Here is an 18,637-nt window from a genome sequence, read left to right as displayed (position 1 = left end):
ATGCAATTGACCTTAAACATTCCTGTTCTCTGCGCAATTCCTCTGGCGCCATTAATTGGCTCCATGATTGCCGGTTTCTTTGGCACTAAATTGGGTGGCAATCGTATCGGTCATGGCGCATGCCAATTTGTCACGATTTTGGGTGTCGCAATTGCATTTGCACTTTCTTGCAATGTTTTAGTGCAAGTGATGGATGGTTTCTATTTCAACGGCACTGTATACCGCTGGATGCAATTAGGTGAGTTGAATCTGGATATTGGTTTCTTAATTGATCCATTAACAGCAACTATGATGTGTGTGGTGACCTTTGTATCACTTATGGTTCACATTTATACCATTGGCTATATGAAGGGTGAAGAGGGTTACAACCGTTTCTTCTCTTATATCTCTTTATTTACCTTCGCCATGTTGATGTTGGTGATGAGTAATAACCTCTTGCAACTTTTCTTTGGCTGGGAAGCAGTGGGTGTAGTTTCCTATCTCCTGATTGGCTTCTATTTCGAGCGCCAGTCTGCTGTATTTGCCAACATGAAGGCATTCTTGGTAAATCGTGTTGGTGACTTTGGTTTCATTCTCGGTATTGGCCTACTACTGGCAAGCACTGGCTCAATGCAATACGACGTGATCTTTGCTCAGAACTCTGCTTTAGCAGCACAAACCTTACCTGGCACTAACTGGAGCTTGCTCACTGTTGCCTGTATCTGCTTGTTTATTGGTGCTATGGGTAAATCAGCGCAATTTCCATTACACGTCTGGCTGCCAGATTCGATGGAAGGTCCAACTCCCATTTCGGCATTGATTCATGCGGCGACTATGGTGACCGCAGGCATCTTCATGGTGTCACGCATGTCACCATTATTTGAACTTTCAGATGTAGCCTTGAGCTTTATCTTGATCATTGGATCGATTACTGCGCTCTTCATGGGCTTCTTAGGTATTGTGCAAAACGATATCAAAAGGGTGGTCGCTTATTCGACTCTTTCCCAATTGGGTTACATGACTGTAGCTTTGGGTGTATCAGCCTATCCAGTAGCCATCTTCCACTTGATGACGCATGCTTTCTTTAAGGCGCTTTTATTCCTTGCTGCCGGTAGCGTGATTTTAGGTATGCACCATGAGCAAGATATGCGCAAGATGGGTGGCCTCTGGAAATACATGCCAATTACTTGCCTGATGATGTTGCTCGGAAACTTAGCTTTGATTGGTACACCATTCTTCTCTGGCTTCTATTCTAAGGATTCCATTATTGAGGCGGTTGCTGCTAGCCATATTCCAGGCTCAGGCTTCGCTTACTTTGCGGTGATGGCAAGCGTTTTTGTGACAGCCTTGTATTCATTCCGTTTGTACTTCTGGGTATTTCATGGCAAGGCACGTTGGGGTCATGCTGACTCTCATGCACACGATCATCATGGGCATGCAGAGCAGGGCGATGATCATGCTCATCATGGTTTAGCTCCCGGTGAGAAACCGCATGAGTCTCCTGCGGTTGTGACGGTGCCATTGATTCTCTTGGCAATCCCTTCCGTGATTATTGGTTTCTACACCATTACGTCTTTGTTGTTCGGCACATTCTTTGGCGACTCCATCTTTATTGATGTGGTGCGTCATCCGATCATGAAAGAGCTCGAAGATGAATTCCATGGCCCTATAGCGATGGCAATCCATGCGTTTACTACGCCAGTATTGCTATTAGTTGTGCTGGGAGTATTAACAGCTGCAATCGGTTACCTCTGGGCTCCGAAGTTGCCTGCTAAATTTGCAGAAACTTTTGCACCAATCAAAAAATTATTCGATAACAAATACTATCTTGATGATTTGAATCAGGCTGTATTTGCCAAAGGCCTTATTTGGATCGGTGGGATCTTATGGCACCGCGGTGACCAGAAGGTCATTGACGGTTTCTTTGTTAACGGCAGTGCGTACACAGTAGGGCGCTTTGCCGGTGTCATACGACATTTGCAATCCGGTTACCTTTATCACTACGCCTTTGCAATGATTGCAGGTTTAGCGGCATTGCTAGCCTGGGTTTTGTACGCTTACCTGCCTTTTGTTCGCTAGGCCTTTGTTACTTAAGTAGCCATTATGATTCTTTCTTACGCCATCTGGACCCCGATTGTTTTTGGACTCATTATTTTGTTCTATGGGTCTGATAAGCCATCTGCTGGCGTTCGTTGGTTAGCGCTGATAGGCTCGATCATCGGTTTTATTGCAACACTACCGTTGATTATTCAGTTTGATATTGCTAATCCAGGCATGCAGTTTGTTGAAAAGATTAGCTGGATACCGCGTTACGACATCAATTATTTCCTCGGCATTGATGGCATCTCTGTTTGGTTCATTGTTCTAACAGCGTTCATCAATATTTTTGTAGTGATTGCAGCCTGGGAAGTGATTGATACCAAGGTATCGCAGTACATGGCCTCTTTCATGATCCTTTCTGGTTTGATGATTGGTGTCTTTTGTGCTCTTGATGCCTTGTTGTTCTATGTCTTCTTTGAGGCAACCCTAATACCGATGTACATCATTATTGGCGTATGGGGTGGCCACAATCGTATTTACGCAGCATTTAAATTCTTCTTATATACCTTGCTCGGCTCCTTATTGACCTTGGTTGCCATGCTCTATTTGTATAACGTGACCAATAGCTTTGATATCTTAGTTTGGCAAAATGCTCGCCTAGATATCGTTGAGCAAATATTGCTGTTCTTCGCGTTCTTTATGGCTTTTGCTGTTAAGGTTCCAATGTGGCCATTGCATACTTGGTTGCCAGACGTCCACGTTGAAGCACCTACAGGCGGTTCCGTGGTGTTGGCTGCGATCATGTTGAAGCTTGGCGCCTATGGTTTCTTACGCTTTTCATTACCAATTGCCCCAGATGCTAGTCAATACCTTGGCCCGTTCATCATCTTCCTATCATTAGTTGCTGTTATTTATGTTGGTGCAGTAGCTTTGGTGCAAAAGGATATGAAGAAGCTGGTGGCTTATTCATCGGTTGCGCACATGGGCTTTGTAACCCTTGGTTTCTTCCTCTTTAGCCCATTGGGTATTGAGGGCGGTATTGTGCAGATGATTTCGCATGGCTTTGTAGCTGGCGCAATGTTCCTCTCAATTGGTGTGCTCTATGACCGTATGCATACCCGTCAGATTGCTGATTACGGTGGCGTAGTACATCGTATGCCTGCATTTACAGTCTTTGCAGTATTAATGGCCATGGCAAACTGCGGTTTACCAGCCACTTCAGGATTCGTTGGTGAGTTCATGGTGATCTTGGCGGCAGTCGATTATGACTTTGTCATTGGTATCTTGGCTGCAACAGCTTTGATTCTGGGTGCAGCTTACTCATTGTGGATGGTGAAACGCGTATTCTTTGGCGCCATCACTAATGCTCATGTTGAGGAATTAAAAGACCTCAACGCGCGTGAATATTTTATGATGACTGTATTAAGTATCTGTGTGATTGGTATGGGCGTATATCCAAAACCATTTACAGACATCATTCATCCTGCCGTTATTAATCTGCTACAGCATGTTGCTGTAAGCAAACTCTGAGTAAAAGCAAATGCAAGAATTTGATCTATACGCTGTCCTGCCGGAACTCGTTTTACTTGTAGCAACCTGTTTGTTATTGGTTGCTAGTGTTTATGTTCCTGAGAGGGTGGTTGCTACTCCTGGTGTAGAGCAGGATATCTTCCATACTCCACGCGGAGTAGGCTTTGTTTATTTCTTCACCATCATCTTGTTGGTTTACCTGATTTTTGCATTCGTTGGCCGCATGGGAGATCCAGCGCTCGTAGCTATGAACGGCTTATTTCAATCAGATCCTTTATCTAATTTACTTAAAGCCTGCTCATGTGGTGCTGTACTGGTCAGTTTGATTTACTCAAAGCAATATCTCACCGACCGTGCGATGTTCCGCCCAGACTTTATTGTTCTGGCGCTACTGGCTTTGCTCGGTCAAATGGTATTGATCTCTGGCGCCAATCTTTTAACCTTATATCTCGGCCTGGAACTAATGGCGCTCCCAACCTATGCATTAGTCGCAATGCGCCACAACAGCGAGAAGAGTGTAGAAGCCGGTATTAAGTACTTTATATTGGGCGCTCTAGCTTCAGGATTTTTGTTATATGGCATGTCTATGCTGTATGGCGTAACAGGCTCTCTTGATCTGATTGAGATCTTTAAAACTGTCGCTGATCCACGCATTAATCATTTGGTCATGGCATTTGGTTTGGTCTTTATTGTGTCTGGCTTAGCATTTAAGCTTGGCGTTGTTCCTTTCCATATGTGGGTGCCGGATGTGTATCAAGGCGCACCAACAGCGGTAACATTGATGATCGCTGCTGCACCTAAGATTGCTGCATTTGCTTTGTTATTCCGTTTATTAATAAACACTTTGTTGCCACTGATGGGTGATTGGCAGCCGATGCTAGTGGTCTTGGCTGTGCTTTCTTTGGTTGTTGGTAACGTTACTGCGATTGCCCAAACTAACGTCAAGCGGATGCTGGCTTATTCTGCAATTGCTCAAATGGGCTTCGTTCTTTTGGGTATGTTGTCGGTATTTGATGAGCATGCATTTAGCGCCTCTATGTTTTATGCCATTACCTATGTATTAACGACACTAGGCACCTTCGGTTTGTTAATGGCACTCTCACGCAAAGGCTATGACTGCGAAACTCTGGATGGCCTAAAGGGCCTTAATAAGAAGCATCCTTGGTTTGCCTTTATCGGTTTGGTGATGATGTTCTCTTTAGCTGGTATTCCGCCAACAGTAGGCTTTGCCGCTAAATTGGGTGTTCTAGAGGCTTTGGTTGATGGAGAGCACACCTTCTTAGCCATTATTGCTGTGATGGCCTCCTTGATCGGTGCCTTCTATTACTTACGTGTAGTGAAGGTAATGTACTTTGATGAGCCAGTGCATGACATGGCCGTTAGCGGCTCTGGCTATGCAAAGAGCATCCTGAGCCTCAATTGCATTTTGGTATTGGCCCTTGGAATTGTTCCTGCTGGTTTAATGAGTCTTTGTCTAGACGCAATGCGCCGCACATTATTGGGCTCTTGATCCTGATTCCGATCTAGGTATAAAGGCTCCTATACGGGGCCTTTGTTCTTTTTGGGGGTGGTGAGAAACGAACCGCCTGATTGCCATTGAATTTTTGTATTATCGAGACACCACAAACGAGGTATTCATTTATGACCGAGAAATCATTCAAAGATTTACCCAGCGGTGATCATCATTTACGTGAGGAGCGCATTTCTGGTGAGGATATCTATGGCGGCATCTTTCTCAATATGAAGCGCGATACGGTTTCATTGCCTGATGGACAAGAGACGGTTAGAGAATATTTAACGCATCCTGGTGCTGTTGCCATTCTTGCTTTATTGGATGACGGCAGGGTACTCTTAGAGCGTCAGTATCGTTATCCGATTGCCAAAGCCTGTATTGAAATTCCGGCGGGTAAATTGGATCCCAATGAAAATCCGCTTTTGTGTGCACAACGAGAGCTTGCAGAGGAAACTGGATATACAGCGAAAAAGTGGAGCTATATCCGCCGCATACATCCCGTGATTTCTTATTCCACTGAATTTATTGATATCTATTTGGCCGAGGATCTAATGCCCGGTGCCAGTCATTTAGATGAGGAAGAGTTTTTGGATGTTTTTGCAGCCCCTCTAGAGCAGCTCATTGCATGGGTAGAGGAAGGTGAGATTACAGACGTTAAAACGACCATCTCCACCTACTGGTTAGACCGTTATCGCCGAGGCTTAGTTCATCCCCAGCCGATTAAATAGGGTTTGAGCAATCCCGATTAAAATAAGGGTATTGAATTTAGCACTTTTGCCCTTATATAGGCTTTATGAAAGTTTATAACCTTGCTTGCCCCCTAGACCACCGCTTTGAAGGCTGGTTTGCCTCCGAAGAGGATTGCCTGTCTCAACAGGATAAGGGGATGCTTGCCTGTCCTGTATGTGACAGTACCGATATCTCCCGGATGCCCTCTGCTCCCCATATCGCCAAATCTTCTTCAACGGAGTTGGCAGTATCTAAAACAGACGCAGGTAGCTTAAGTGGTGATGTCGTTGCTTTGACAGGGCCAGACCATTCTCATCTAGAAGCCCAAGTTCAGGCAGCCTTTCTAAAAGGTATGCGTGAACTCATGGGTCGATCTGAGGATGTCGGTAATTCATTTGCTGAAGAAGCCAGAAAGATTCACTACAAGGAATCTCCTGAGCGAAGCATTCGTGGTCAGACCACATTAGATGAGGCTGAGGCTTTAAGAGAAGAGGGCATTGATGTGTTGGCAATGCCCTTGATGCCAGCGTTTAAAAATACCCTGCAATAAGAAGCTCAATCATTTAGAGTAAAAAAATAGCGATCCGTAGATCGCTATTTTTATTTCAGGACTATATTACTTTGAGGTTGGCATCACAAACTCTGCGCCTTTAGCAATACTTTCAGGCCAGCGCTGCATTACGCTCTTTTGCTTGGTATAGAAGCGAACTCCTTCTTTGCCATAGGCATTCATATCACCAAAGATAGATTTCTTCCAGCCACCAAAGCCATGCCAAGCCATCGGCACTGGAATAGGCACATTGATACCAACCATGCCAACTTGGACGCGGCGGGCAAATTCACGGGCGATGTTGCCATCACTGGTAAAGCAAGCAACACCGTTGCCAAACTCACAAGAGTTAACTAGATTGAGGGCATCGGTAAAGTTTGCTACTCGTAAACAGGAGAGAACCGGTCCAAAGATTTCTTCAAGGTAAATCTTCATATCAGGCTGAACATTATCAAAGAGAGTGCCGCCGATAAAGAAACCATTTTCATTGCCCGGCACTTTTAAGCCGCGACCATCAACTAATAACTTGGCGCCAGAGGCAACGCCGCTCTCGATGTAGCCAGTGATACGCTCTAAGGCCGCCTTGGTGACAATAGGGCCCATTTCAGCATCAAGCTCCATACCATTCTTTACTTTGAGAGTTTTGGTGCGCTCGATCAGTTTTGGCATGATTTTTTCTGCAACATCGCCAACCAATACCGCTACTGAAATAGCCATACAACGTTCGCCTGCAGAGCCGTATGCAGCGCCTATCAGAGCATCAATTGCCTTATCAATATCTGCGTCAGGCATGATGACCATATGGTTCTTAGCGCCGCCTAAAGCCTGAGAGCGTTTGCCAAAATGGGCGCAACGCTCATAGATGTAGTTGGCTATTGGTGTGGAGCCAACAAAGCTGACCGCTTTAACATCTGGATTTTCAATCAAGGCATCTACCGCTTCTTTATCACCTTGAACGACGTTAAATACACCATCTGGTAAACCAGCTTCTTTGAGAAGCTTGGCCATAAACAACGAGGCTGATGGATCAGTTGGGCTTGGTTTGAGAATGAAAGTATTGCCGCAGGCAATAGCTACTGGGAACATCCACATTGGCACCATGACTGGGAAGTTAAATGGGGTAATACCAGCAACCACACCTAAAGGCTGGCGCATGATCCAATTATCAATATCGGTAGAGACTTGTTCGGTGTAGTCACCTTTAAGTAATTCTGGGATGCCAGTAGCAAATTCTAGAATCTCAATACCACGAGTAACTTCTCCCTGAGCATCAGTAAATACTTTGCCGTGTTCGGCAGTAATGATGGCTGCTAACGCATCGCGATTGGCGTTGAGCAATTCCAAGTATTTGAAAAGAATGCGGGCTCGTCGTAGTGGGCTAGTTTGGCCCCAGCTTTCAAAAGCCTTTTGGGCAACTGCTACTGCGGCATCTACTTCCTTACGGCTGGCGAGGGCTACGCGGCGAGCTACAGCTCCTTTAGCGGGGTTATAGACATCGGCAAAGCGCCCATCTTTAGGGTTTAGTACGCTGCCGCCAACATAGTGGCCGATATCAGCATTTGAATCAAAGGCTTGAGGTGCGTTCATAATCTCGTCTGCTTATTTCGTTGATAGGTTTTGGTATCTGAGGTCTACCAACCGCTGGGTCAGCAAGACTTCTTTGTCTCGTTTATTCTGCTTTTAGAGTATTTTATCGCTTTAGAATCATTTTCGTAATTTTGGACTAATTTCCGCTTTTTAAGGTATCCCATGAGTCTTTTGTTCTCCAGCTACACCCTGAGTTCGCCACGTGGACCACTGGAATTGGCTAACCGCATTGTGGTTGCCCCGATGTGCCAATACTCAGCAAATAATGGTGAGGCTACAGATTGGCATTTGATGCATTGGGGTAACTTACTCAATAGCGGCGCTTCTTTATTCATCATTGAGGCAACGGGCGTCACACCTGAAGGTCGAATTACTCCTGCATGTTTAGGTTTATGGGATGACCGCACCGAAGCTGCCCTTAAAGATAAATTAAGTCGTGCCCGTAAGTTGGCGCCTGCAATTCCAGTATTTATTCAACTTGCTCATGCAGGACGCAAAGCATCGAGCGCAACTCCTTGGGATGGCGGTCAATTATTAACGGCTGATCAGGGCGGCTGGGAAACTTTGGCACCTTCAGCAATTCCTCAGCTTGAAGGTGAGCGTCTTCCACATGAGTTATCCAAAGCTGAACTGAAGCAATTGATTGAAGACTTTGTCGTTGCAGCAAAACGTTCAGAGCGCATTGGTGTCGATGGCATTGAGCTGCATGGTGCTCATGGCTACTTACTTCATCAGTTTTTGTCACCAATTGCAAATCAGCGTTCGGATGAATACGGCGGATCATTTGAAAACCGCATTCGATTTCCATTGGAGTTATTTGCTGCAGTAAGAGCCGCATATCAAGGCGTCTTGGGAATTCGTATTTCTGCGAGTGATTGGATTGAGGGTGGCTGGACCCCAGAAGAGACTGCGAATTTTGCAAAACAGCTCAAGCCCTTGGGTTGTAATTTTGTCCATATTTCTTCTGGTGGCATTTCTCCCAAACAAAAAATTGCTTTAGGACCAAGATATCAAGTGCCTTTTGCAAAGATTGTTAAAGAACAATCAGGCATACCAACCATGACAGTGGGTTTGATTACCGATCCACATGAAGCTGAAGCAATCTTGCAAGCTGGCGATGCCGACCTGATCGCATTGGCCAGAGCCTTTCTCTACAAACCACGCTGGGGATGGGAGGCTGCTGCCGCCTTGGGTGCCACGGTGACTGCAAACGAGCGTTACTGGCGTTGTTTACCAAGAGAGGCCCAGGCGGTATTCGGAAGCGTTAAAGTAGGACAGCGATAAACTAGTCACAATACAGATAAAAATTCTAGGAGACCCTTATGAAAAGATTTCATCTAGCCCAAAAATTATTGGTGACACTTGCGCTTTCTACGACCGTGCAGCTTACTGGAGCGGCGCCTTTCCCAGATCGTCCAATTAGTTTAGTGGTTCCAAACCCTCCAGGTGGATTGGTTGATACCTCTGCACGCTTATTAAGTGAACCGCTTACAAGGGTAATTGGTCAAACAGTTGTTGTTGATAACAAGCCAGGGGCAAGTGGAAACATTGCCTATCAATATGTAGCAAACTCAAAACCGGATGGCTACACTTTATTGATTTCTTACTCCGGCTATCACGTAGGTAATCCCGCTTTAATGGATAAGCTTCCCTGGGATCCGATTAAAGATTTTTCTCCTATCGCTTTATTAACTGTTTCTACAAATGTGATCGCCGTTCATCCTTCAGTGCCTGTCAATAATTTGAAAGAATTTATTGCGTATGCAAAAGCCAATCCAGGGAAGCTTAATTACGCTTCACAAGGAAACGGCTCCGTCTCTCACATTGGCACTGAAATGTTTAAGCAAACTACGGGTGTTGATATGGTCCATGTCCCATACAAAGGATCGGGGCCAGCGATTCAGGATGTTCTAGCGGGTCAGGTGCAGGTTTTCATTAGTACGCCACCATCATTAATGCAGCATGTTCAAAGCGGCAAGCTGAAAGGCTTAGCAGTGACTGGTAAGAATCGTCACCCAGGCATGCCTAATGTACCGACTACTGCTGAGGCTGGTTTACCATCCTTCCAGCTAGAGTCTTGGGTAGGTTTATTTGCACCCGCCGGAACACCAGCTCCAGTGATTGCTAAGCTGACAGATTCCGTTAAAAAGAGTTTGGCAATGCCTGAAGTGAAAGAGCGTGCTGATGCAGCTGGAGTGGAGTTGCGTTATTTAACTCCTGCTGCAACTGAGGCGTTGGTTAAGAAAGAGCTCCCATATTGGAATAAGGCAATCAAGTCTGCCAATATTACGCTCGACTAAATCATTAATAACTTCAGTCGTATAGTAACTATCTTAAGCCTGATCCCTTAATACAGGATCAGGTAATGCTAGCGCGAATGCCCTGGCTGCACTTAGTAAGAAATGATCTTTACCTGGGCCTGCAATTAGTTGTACGCCTACTGGTAGCCCATTGGGTCCACTAGCTACATTGATGTTGATACATGGTAGTCCAAGCATGCTCCAGTCTCTGCAAAAAATAGGATCGCCTGTACCATCTTTAATCAGCGGCGCTTCCCCTGTGGCGCTCGGCGCAATCAAGATATCAATCTCATTGCTAAAGAGATCTGCAACTGAGGCTTTGGCACGTTCCACCATGTGTAGATCTTTGGCGTATTGCTCATAGCTAATTTGAGCACCATCATTTAGTAATTTACTAATTAAGGGATTGATTTTCTTGGGATAGTGGACGCGTTCAAAAAGTAGGCTGCGGGACATTTCCGACATCATGATATTAGTTTGGGCTTGTGTTAAACCATCACATGCCTTCGGTAGTTTTTGATCGCCAACCGTTCCTTTGCAAATCGATTCCGCTGCATGTCTTGCAACAGCTAATGCAGTCGCAGTTTCTTTTTGAGCATGTGACCAATTAGCTGTTTTACAAATACCGATTCTAGGTTTGTTATGAAGTTCATTGACCGTAGCAAGTCCATGATCTCCACTCATGGCTGCAATACCCAGAGCAACGTCTTCTACGCTGCGGCCAAAACAGCCTAGTACATCCATTGATATCGATAGGCTTTTGGCACCAGCGATACTCACTTTGCCAAGACTCGGCTTAAAACCAACTACGCCGCAATAAGATGCTGGACGAATAATCGATCCAGCAGTCTGACTGCCGGTAGCCAATGGCACCATGAAGTCAGCAACTGCAGCTGCAGAGCCGCTAGAGGATCCTCCAGGAGTGTGTTTGCTGTTATGGGGGTTGGTAGTGATGCCGCCCTTAAAAGAGGCGAACTCTGTTGTGACGGTCTTTCCTAAAATAATGCCGCCAGCTTGACGCATTAAGGCGATTGAAACCGCATCAGCACTAGGATAGTTATTTTGATAAATGGGTGACCCATAGGCGGTTGGCAGATCATAGGTATCGAATAAATCCTTGACCCCAATGGGTAGGCCATGCAGCAGACCCTGAATTGCCCCCTTATCGAGTGCTTTTGCCCTAGTTAAAGCATTCTCCTTGCCAAGGCTAACCCAGGCCTTTACGGTGCTTTCTCGCTGGCCGATGCGGTCTAAGCAGGATAGGAGTAAATCGGTTGCCTTAATCTCTCTTTTGGACAGGGCTTTTACTGCTTGGGATGCGCTGAGGCTTTCTAGATCTTTCATAGGCCATATTCTACGGTTGGTGGCGTATGATCGCAATTTACCGTTTTTAATCTCACCTCAATTGCGCAAAGTAAGTAGATCGATGAAGCAACATTCTGTTCGCGAAGCATGGCTTGAAGATGCCGTTAGACACCTTGAGCCAGTATTTTCCAAAGCTGGCTATGCCATCCCCCCAGTAAGAGTTTCCTGTGGCTTCCCAGCCTCTAGTAGCCCTAGAACTACCTTAGGCCAATGCTGGCCAAGGGAGCGTTCTGGTGGGGGCGTTAACGAGATCTTTATATCCCCCAAAATTGATGATCCAGTGCAGTTGCTCGATACCTTGGTGCATGAGCTATGTCATGCCGTAGATGACTGCTTTAGCGGCCACGGAGAGGACTTTAAAGGGATTGCTCAGACCGTTGGACTAGAGGGACCAGCTAGGATGGCTCATGCTACTGAGGAGCTCACCGTGAAGCTCATGATGATTAGTCAAGAACTGGGCCCATATCCTCACCAGGCTATCGTTTTCCCGCCTCCCAGACCCAGCAATGCAAGCCGTAGTAAGGCCAAATGTGGTCAATGTGGTTACGAGGTCACATTGCTTAAAAAATGGGCTAGTTATGGGGCGCCCATCTGCCCGAAGGATAATATCCGTATGCTGGAGGACGCTCCGGAGACGATTGAAAATACCACTGAGTACGATAGCGATTCAATTGCTAAGGGTGGCAAGTCTGCTCCAGATCAAATCCGACGTGCCATCAGCTAGTGTATAAATTACCCCGATTGCATTAAATAGAACCACTAATGATTGAGACATAAACAATGAACGCTAAAAAAATCTTCAAGAACCCAAAAATTGCCGTTATTCCTGGAGATGGCATCGGTAAGGAAGTCATGCCCGAGGGTGTGCGTGCGCTTGAGGCTGCAAATCGTAAATTTGGCCTAGGCATGCAGTTCGACCATTTTGATTTTGCTAGCTGTGATTACTATCTTAAGCACGGCAAGATGATGCCAGATGACTGGTTTGAAACACTCATGAAATACGATGCCATCTTTTTTGGTGCTGTTGGTATGCCTGATGTTCTACCTGACCACGTTTCTCTGTGGGGGAGCTTAATTCAGTTCCGTCGTGGCTTTGATCAATACGTTAATTTACGTCCGGTACGTTTATTGCCAGGCATTCCTTGCCCTTTAGCTAATCGCAAGCCAGGTGATATCGATTTCTTCGTTGTGCGTGAAAACACAGAGGGTGAATATTCCAGCGTAGGCGGCAAGATGTTCCCTGATACCGATCGCGAATTTGTGATTCAAGAATCGGTATTTACTAGACAGGGCGTTGATCGTATTTTGAAGTACGCCTATGATTTGGCTCAGAGCCGCCCTAAGAAACATTTGACCTCCGCCACTAAATCCAATGGCATTGCAATCACTATGCCTTACTGGGATGAGCGCGTAGAGGCGATGTCCAAGAAATTTACTGATGTGCGTACCGACAAATATCACATTGATATTTTGTCAGCACACTTTGTAATGAATCCTGATCGTTTTGATGTGGTTGTTGCTAGCAACCTGTTCGGCGATATTCTCTCTGACTTGGGTCCAGCATGTACCGGCACGATTGCAGTTGCACCGTCTGGCAGTATTAACCCAGAAGGTAAATTCCCATCATTGTTTGAACCGGTTCATGGTTCAGCCCCTGATATCTACGGCAAGATGATTGCTAATCCGATTGGTCAAATTTGGAGCGGGGCGATGATGCTTGATCACCTTGGTTATCCAGAGGCGGGCAAGGCTATTTTCAGTGCAATTGAAAAGGTTCTCATCGCTGGCCCTGGGCACGCCCCATTAACACCAGATATTGGTGGCACAGCAAAGACGGACGATCTAGGTAAGGCGATTGCTGCCGCTATCTAAATCAGGTCTTAAGAAGCGGTATTTAAAGGGCTCCATACGGAGTCCTTTTTACTTGCTTTTGCGATCTCTGCAAGAATCTTTTCGTGCTGCGCGAGATCATCTTCGCTAGCTGTGAGTATTTTGAAATCTGTGGGTAAGGCTTTTGTATGTCCAGATGCGTCTGCGCCAACAGTGTAATCAATCAGATCGATCGATAGATCCTCTTGACCTCTTGTCATTGAAACGTAGACTTCAGCTAATAGCTGCGCATCCAAAAGCGCTCCGTGCAAGGTTCGATGTTGGTTGCTGATCGAAAAGCGCTCACACAGCGCATCTAAAGAGTTACGTTTACCAGGGAACATCTGACGAGCATCTAGTAAGGTATCGGTGATTTTGGCCGCTAAATTACGAAATGGTGGGCGCTTGAGTAGGGCGAATTCATTATCGAGAAAGCCTAAGTCAAAGGCTGCGTTGTGAATCACGATTTCTGCGCCATCTACAAACTCGATGAGTTGCTCAACGATATTAGCGAAGACTGGCTTATCAGAAAGAAACTCACGTGATAGACCATGAACTGCAAAAGCACCAGCATCGATATCTCGCTCTGGATTAATGTAATAGTGAAAAGTACGATCTGTTAAACGACGACCAACCATTTCGACGCAACCAATTTCAATAATGCGGTCACCAGTAGCGGGGTTTAGCCCAGTTGTTTCGGTATCGAGTATGACTTGGCGCATTAAGTTCCTTCGAGCACAGACGGGGGAATGTCCATCGGACCATTACCAGCATATTTATCTAAGTAAAGGTAAATAACAGGCGTAATAATTAAAGTGACGAATTGGGAGAAGATGAGGCCACCAGCAACACTAATACCTAGAGGCTGCCGTAACTCTGCGCCAGCACCGATGCCAAGCGCAATAGGTAATGCGCCCATTAAAGCAGCAATCGTCGTCATCATGATTGGGCGAAAGCGCAAGATACATGCTTCACGAATCGCTTTTTCGGGAGTCATACCTTGATTACGCTGCGCATCTAGTGCAAAGTCAATCATCAAAATCGCATTTTTCTTCACAATACCAATGAGCAGCAAGATGCCGATTGAGGCTACAACGGTTAGCTCAAATCCGAAGATTCGTAGAGATAAAATTGCACCAATCGCTGCAGAGGGTAGACCTGCCAAAATAGTGAGGGGGTGGATATAACTTTCATAGAGAACACCCAGCAAGATATAAATCACTCCTAGTGCAGCCAATAGCAAAATGACCTGACCCGATTGATTGTCTTTAAATACAGCTGCATCGCCACCATAACTCGTGATAATGGAAGGCGGTAAATCAACCGCCTTAACAAAGCCATCTATTGCCTTAGTTGCGTCACCTAAGAAAACATCCGGAGCGAGGTTAAAAGATATCGTGACCGCTGGAATCTGACCCTGGTGATTTACTGCAGTGGGCCCCACAGTTCTGACAAAGCTCGCCAGACTGGATAGCGGAATCAATTTATCTGTCGCCCTGCCTCGAACGAAGACCTTGTTCAAGTCTGTTTCAAATTGACGGTCACTCTCAGCTGTTTCCAGAATGACGTAATAGGTATTTACCGGGGTATAAATAGTGGAAACCTGCCGCTCACCAAAAGAAGAGTAGAGGGCGGTACGAATATCGGCGATGGATACACCCGCACTGGCAGCTTTTTCACGATCGATTTCAATTTTAACGTTCAAACCCTTTAATTGAGAGTCGCTAGTCACATCCTTGAAAATTGGATCGGCGCGCATTTTTTGCAGTAATTTCTCAGCCCATTCATTGACACCTTCAAAGCCAACGCTTTGGAGGGTAAATTGATAGCGGCTTTTACTGCTTCGACCTCCTAGTTGCAGATTTTGTACGGGGCTCATGTAGACCTGAATGCCAGGAATTTCTTTAAACTTGGATCTAAGTCCCTCCATGACCTTGCTCATTTTTTGGCGCTCGTCCTTGGGCTTCAGAATGATGAAGAATCTTCCGGTATTACGACCTGAGCTTTGGCCGCCGCCAAGAATCGAGATTGAGGTTGCAACATTGGGGTCGCTATCTACAACTTTCGCAGCCTGTTCTTGAAGGGCCATCATGGTGCTAAAGGAAGTGTCTTCAGAAGCCTCTACCGTCACGCGTAACTGACCAATGTCTTCCTCCGGAAAGAATCCTTTTGGGCTGTAAACAAAGAGAAGAATGGTAATGACAAAGCTAGCTATTGCACCAAATAACACTCTCTTTCGGTTCGCTAAGGCCAAATCTAAAAAGTGAATATATTTTTTTAAAGTCCATTCATATGCGCGATCAAACTGCTTTGTGATTCCGTATTCTTTTGGATGCTGACCAGGTTTTGGTAAAAAGCGGCTACATAACATTGGAACTACTGTTAATGAGACAACTGCGGAGACTAATATGGAGAGCGTTACCACAACGGCAAATTCTCTAAAGAGAAGACCAATTGGGCCTGCCATGAAAAATAGCGGAATAAAAACTGCTACCAATGAGATAGAGATTGAGATGATCGTAAAGCCAACCTCTTTACTACCTTTTAACGCGGCCTTTAAAGGGTCCATGCCTTCTTCAACGTAACGCATGATATTTTCTAGAACTACGATCGCATCATCTACTACTAAGCCAACAGCAAGAGTGATGCCTAACAAGGAGATGTTATTTAGGCTGTAGTCTAAGAAGTAGAAAACAAAGAATGCGCCAATCAGAGAAATCGGCAAGCTAATGGATGGAATGATGGTGGCAGATACATGCTTTAGGAATAGGAAGATCACCAAGACAACCAGCGCGATTGTCAGCAATAGAGTCAGATTGACATCATGAATTGACTCAATAATTGAAAGAGAGCGGTCATTTACCAGTGTTAGCTGAATAGATTCCGGCATTTGTGCCTTGAGAGAAGGCAGCAGTTTTTTAATGGAGTCAACAACCTCAACCGTATTTGCATTCGGTTGACGCAGCACGGCAATGGCAATGGAGCGTTCACCATTTGCTGAGGCAAAGGTCTTCACATCCTCAAAGCTTTCTTGTACGTCGGCAACATCTTTAAGGTAAATGGGAAATCCATTACGCTGTGCAACGATCAGGTTGCCAAATTCCTCAGCTGTTACTAATTGGGGATTGGCATATATGGTGATGAGTTGGCGGGGGCCATCGAGAGTCCCAATAGGGCTATTAGTATTGGCTTTATTGATCGCGGCAGCAACCTCATCCATGGTGATATTGCGATTACCTAAGGCGTCTGGCCTAACGCTAACTCGAACTGCGTACCGTTTTGCTCCATACACCACCACTTGAGAAACTCCGGTGATGGTGGATAAGTTTGGCGACATCAGGTTCTCTGCATAAGCATTCATGTCAGAAAGGCTGATAGATGGAGAGCTCATCCGCACAATTAATACTGGGGTATCGGCAGGATTAATCTTGCGATACGAAGGGGGTACCGTCATCTCAATTGGTAAACGCCGTTGGGCTCGCAAGAGTGCAGCCTGCACATCTACTGCGGCTTTATCAATATCACGATCGCTTGTAAATTCAAGAGTAACGCTCGTTGTACCAAGTGAGTTGGTAGAGCTAATGACTTTGATACCGTCAATTGTTGAAAATTCTTTTTCTAGCGGAAGCGCAACAGCCGAGGCCATGATTTCTGGTGAAGCGCCAGGTAAGCTGGCCGATACAGAAATCACTGGCGTGTTGAAGCTAGGAAGAGCGGCTACTGGAATCTTGAAATAGGCAACGCTTCCGGCAATCACGGTTGCAATAGACAGCAATACCGTCATTACGGGGCGTCTAATACATAGCTCAGAAAGCGTCATTTTGGTTCAGCGGTAGTGGTTTTGTCAGCGGGGGGCTTCTCTGATTTGGAGGGTTTTGCTTCACGTACTTTGCTGCCAGTACGTAAATTCTGCTTACCTTCAACCACAATGCGATCACCCGCGTTAATCCCAGTAATGACCGAGGTGCCGAGGTATTCATAGCTAACCTTCACTGGCTTTGCAGTGACCTTATCATCTTTATCAACAACATAGACAAGGCGTCCATTGGGACCAATCACAACAGCCTGCGTTGGAACGGCAATGACATCCTTTAAGGTATTGGCGTTGAGTGAAACGCGTGCAAATTGTCCAGGAAGCACTTCTAACTTATCGTTCGGAATTTGTGCTTTAACACGCACTGCGGCAATCAGAGGGTCAACTTGGTTGTCGATCACCAGAACCTGACCGTCGTAGGTATTTTTTCCGGTATTGCCAATTGTTACTTTTACCGTCAATGGCGCATCACCTTGCTTGTTTTCCAGAATGATGGGAATGTCTTTTTCGGGGATCACAAACTGAACATTGATCGGATTCAATTGCGTGATAGTCACCATCGAGCCAACGCTTGAGGTAGCGGTAGAGCTTGTTGCGGTTGTTACGACATTACTTGCTTGCACTAGAGAGCCAGGGAAGACGTTGATGATTCCGGCTCTACCGTTAATTGGTGAACGGATGGAGTCAAATGAGAGCTGAACCTCGGCGGAACGTGCTGCTGATGCTGCAGACTTCGCATTGGCAAAGGATGTCTCTAGGCCTGCCTTGGAGATAAAGTTTTTCTCCACCAATTCTTTCGCGCGTAAGTATTGCTTTTGTGCATCATCAGCCAATGCTTTTAGGCGCTCGTAATTAGCCTTGTCATTACGATCATCAAGCGTAAAAAGAAGTTGCCCTTCTTTTACTTCCTGACCATCTTTAATATGAATTTTGGCAACAGTATTTGTCACCATCGGACGGATATCCACAATGCTATTGGAAACCGTCGTTCCAGTCGCTTCAATAATCAGTGGAATGTCTTTTTTCTCAACAACGATGCTAGTGATTACTTGAGGTCCCCCGGCTTTTTTTCCTGCCGGGAGGTAATAGTCGTAGGCTTTTGAGCCGGCATAAAGAACAATCAACAGCAACAAAATGCGCCACTTAAAGCGAATAACAAATGCTTTAGCTGTCGGGTAATCTATTTTCTTGAGTTGATTAACTTGGGGGGAATATTTATTCCACACGGTGCACAGGCGCGCTTTACCCGTATTTTTAATTTGCACTAATTTGGCAAATAATTTATCGAGAGAAGATTCTATTTTTGACACAGTCTCGTTTTCTTGGTTTTTATCGGGTTCTAATGCGGTTTTGGCGTTTTT

General features: G+C 45.6%; 14 protein-coding genes. 9 read left to right on the top strand and 5 right to left on the bottom strand.

Translation table 11 applies throughout. The features are described 5' to 3' along the window. The 5 genes from nuoL to ICN13_RS04685 all read left to right on the top strand — a co-directional run bounded on the left by nuoL (position 1) and on the right by ICN13_RS04685 (position 6,341). Positions 1-2,058, top strand: a complete 2,058-nt coding sequence (gene nuoL, locus ICN13_RS04705) for an NADH-quinone oxidoreductase subunit L (RefSeq protein ID WP_216139183.1) — start codon at positions 1-3, stop codon at positions 2,056-2,058. A 24-nt stretch (positions 2,059-2,082) separates the two neighbouring features. Further along, positions 2,083-3,549, top strand: coding sequence for an NADH-quinone oxidoreductase subunit M (locus tag ICN13_RS04700; RefSeq protein WP_216139182.1), 1,467 nt, complete (start codon positions 2,083-2,085; stop codon positions 3,547-3,549). Positions 3,550-3,559: 10 nt separating this feature from the next. Continuing rightward, a complete protein-coding gene (gene nuoN, locus ICN13_RS04695) occupies positions 3,560-5,059 on the top strand; it encodes an NADH-quinone oxidoreductase subunit NuoN (protein ID WP_216139181.1) in 1,500 nt (499 codons plus the stop codon). A 131-nt stretch (positions 5,060-5,190) separates the two neighbouring features. Further along, positions 5,191-5,790, top strand: coding sequence for an NUDIX domain-containing protein (locus tag ICN13_RS04690; RefSeq protein WP_216139180.1), 600 nt, complete (start codon positions 5,191-5,193; stop codon positions 5,788-5,790). 65 nt (positions 5,791-5,855) lie between these two features. Beyond that, positions 5,856-6,341, top strand: a complete 486-nt coding sequence (locus ICN13_RS04685) for a DUF1178 family protein (RefSeq protein ID WP_216139179.1) — start codon at positions 5,856-5,858, stop codon at positions 6,339-6,341. Positions 6,342-6,407: 66 nt separating this feature from the next. Here the strand turns inward: ICN13_RS04685 and ICN13_RS04680 are convergent, their stop codons facing one another. Then, positions 6,408-7,928 (bottom strand): CoA-acylating methylmalonate-semialdehyde dehydrogenase, encoded by a 1,521-nt coding sequence (locus ICN13_RS04680; protein ID WP_216139178.1) that lies wholly within the window; start codon positions 7,926-7,928, stop codon positions 6,408-6,410. Between the two features lie 162 nt (positions 7,929-8,090). Between ICN13_RS04680 and ICN13_RS04675 the strand changes: the two genes are divergently transcribed. Both ICN13_RS04675 and ICN13_RS04670 read left to right on the top strand, forming a co-directional pair. Continuing rightward, complete coding sequence (locus tag ICN13_RS04675; protein ID WP_216139177.1) at positions 8,091-9,212, top strand: NADH:flavin oxidoreductase/NADH oxidase; 1,122 nt, start codon at positions 8,091-8,093, stop codon at positions 9,210-9,212. Positions 9,213-9,250: 38 nt separating this feature from the next. After that, the gene (locus ICN13_RS04670) at positions 9,251-10,228 is read left to right on the top strand and encodes a tripartite tricarboxylate transporter substrate binding protein (protein WP_216139176.1); all 978 of its coding nucleotides are present in this window, start codon (positions 9,251-9,253) and stop codon (positions 10,226-10,228) included. Positions 10,229-10,261: 33 nt separating this feature from the next. On the opposite strand, the gene ICN13_RS04665 is transcribed toward ICN13_RS04670, so the two are convergent. Next, on the bottom strand, positions 10,262-11,572 hold the full coding sequence (locus tag ICN13_RS04665) for an amidase (protein ID WP_216139175.1): 1,311 nt from the start codon (positions 11,570-11,572) through the stop codon (positions 10,262-10,264). An 82-nt stretch (positions 11,573-11,654) separates the two neighbouring features. Between ICN13_RS04665 and ICN13_RS04660 the strand changes: the two genes are divergently transcribed. After that, entirely contained in the window at positions 11,655-12,317 is a 663-nt protein-coding gene (locus ICN13_RS04660) for a SprT family zinc-dependent metalloprotease (RefSeq protein ID WP_216139174.1), read from the top strand. Positions 12,318-12,373: 56 nt separating this feature from the next. Next, a complete protein-coding gene (locus ICN13_RS04655) occupies positions 12,374-13,465 on the top strand; it encodes a tartrate dehydrogenase (RefSeq protein WP_216863991.1) in 1,092 nt (363 codons plus the stop codon). 8 nt (positions 13,466-13,473) lie between these two features. Here ICN13_RS04655 and dnaQ read toward each other — a convergent pair whose 3' ends face one another. Genes dnaQ through ICN13_RS04640 form a run of 3 tightly spaced genes read right to left on the bottom strand, consistent with a single transcriptional unit; the run spans position 13,474 to position 18,586 of the window. Beyond that, positions 13,474-14,184, bottom strand: coding sequence for a DNA polymerase III subunit epsilon (gene dnaQ, locus ICN13_RS04650; protein WP_216139173.1), 711 nt, complete (start codon positions 14,182-14,184; stop codon positions 13,474-13,476). Then, a complete protein-coding gene (locus ICN13_RS04645; RefSeq protein ID WP_216139172.1) occupies positions 14,184-17,282 on the bottom strand; it encodes an efflux RND transporter permease subunit in 3,099 nt (1,032 codons plus the stop codon). The genes dnaQ and ICN13_RS04645 overlap by 1 nt, the downstream gene beginning before the upstream one ends. Then, the gene (locus ICN13_RS04640) at positions 17,279-18,586 is read right to left on the bottom strand and encodes an efflux RND transporter periplasmic adaptor subunit (protein WP_216139171.1); all 1,308 of its coding nucleotides are present in this window, start codon (positions 18,584-18,586) and stop codon (positions 17,279-17,281) included. Before ICN13_RS04640 ends, ICN13_RS04645 begins: the two co-directional genes overlap by 4 nt. Positions 18,587-18,637: the final 51 nt, after the last annotated feature.

The organism is Polynucleobacter sp. MWH-Berg-3C6 (assembly GCF_018881855.1).
Taxonomy (GTDB): Bacteria; Pseudomonadota; Gammaproteobacteria; order Burkholderiales; family Burkholderiaceae; genus Polynucleobacter.
This window is presented reverse-complemented; position numbering and strand designations above follow the sequence as displayed.

What these genes read in the sequence shown, in the direction of transcription:
- nuoN (WP_216139181.1), top strand. Translation starts at nt 3,560, where the DNA reads ATGCAAGAATTTGATCTATACGCTGTCCTGCCGGAACTCGTTTTACTT.
- ICN13_RS04655 (WP_216863991.1), top strand. Translation starts at nt 12,374, where the DNA reads ATGAACGCTAAAAAAATCTTCAAGAACCCAAAAATTGCCGTTATTCCT.
- dnaQ (WP_216139173.1), bottom strand. Translation starts at nt 14,184, where the DNA reads ATGCGCCAAGTCATACTCGATACCGAAACAACTGGGCTAAACCCCGCT.
- ICN13_RS04690 (WP_216139180.1), top strand. Translation starts at nt 5,191, where the DNA reads ATGACCGAGAAATCATTCAAAGATTTACCCAGCGGTGATCATCATTTA.
- ICN13_RS04645 (WP_216139172.1), bottom strand. Translation starts at nt 17,282, where the DNA reads ATGACGCTTTCTGAGCTATGTATTAGACGCCCCGTAATGACGGTATTG.
- ICN13_RS04670 (WP_216139176.1), top strand. Translation starts at nt 9,251, where the DNA reads ATGAAAAGATTTCATCTAGCCCAAAAATTATTGGTGACACTTGCGCTT.
- ICN13_RS04700 (WP_216139182.1), top strand. Translation starts at nt 2,083, where the DNA reads ATGATTCTTTCTTACGCCATCTGGACCCCGATTGTTTTTGGACTCATT.
- ICN13_RS04675 (WP_216139177.1), top strand. Translation starts at nt 8,091, where the DNA reads ATGAGTCTTTTGTTCTCCAGCTACACCCTGAGTTCGCCACGTGGACCA.
- nuoL (WP_216139183.1), top strand. Translation starts at nt 1, where the DNA reads ATGCAATTGACCTTAAACATTCCTGTTCTCTGCGCAATTCCTCTGGCG.
- ICN13_RS04665 (WP_216139175.1), bottom strand. Translation starts at nt 11,572, where the DNA reads ATGAAAGATCTAGAAAGCCTCAGCGCATCCCAAGCAGTAAAAGCCCTG.
- ICN13_RS04685 (WP_216139179.1), top strand. Translation starts at nt 5,856, where the DNA reads ATGAAAGTTTATAACCTTGCTTGCCCCCTAGACCACCGCTTTGAAGGC.
- ICN13_RS04660 (WP_216139174.1), top strand. Translation starts at nt 11,655, where the DNA reads ATGAAGCAACATTCTGTTCGCGAAGCATGGCTTGAAGATGCCGTTAGA.
- ICN13_RS04680 (WP_216139178.1), bottom strand. Translation starts at nt 7,928, where the DNA reads ATGAACGCACCTCAAGCCTTTGATTCAAATGCTGATATCGGCCACTAT.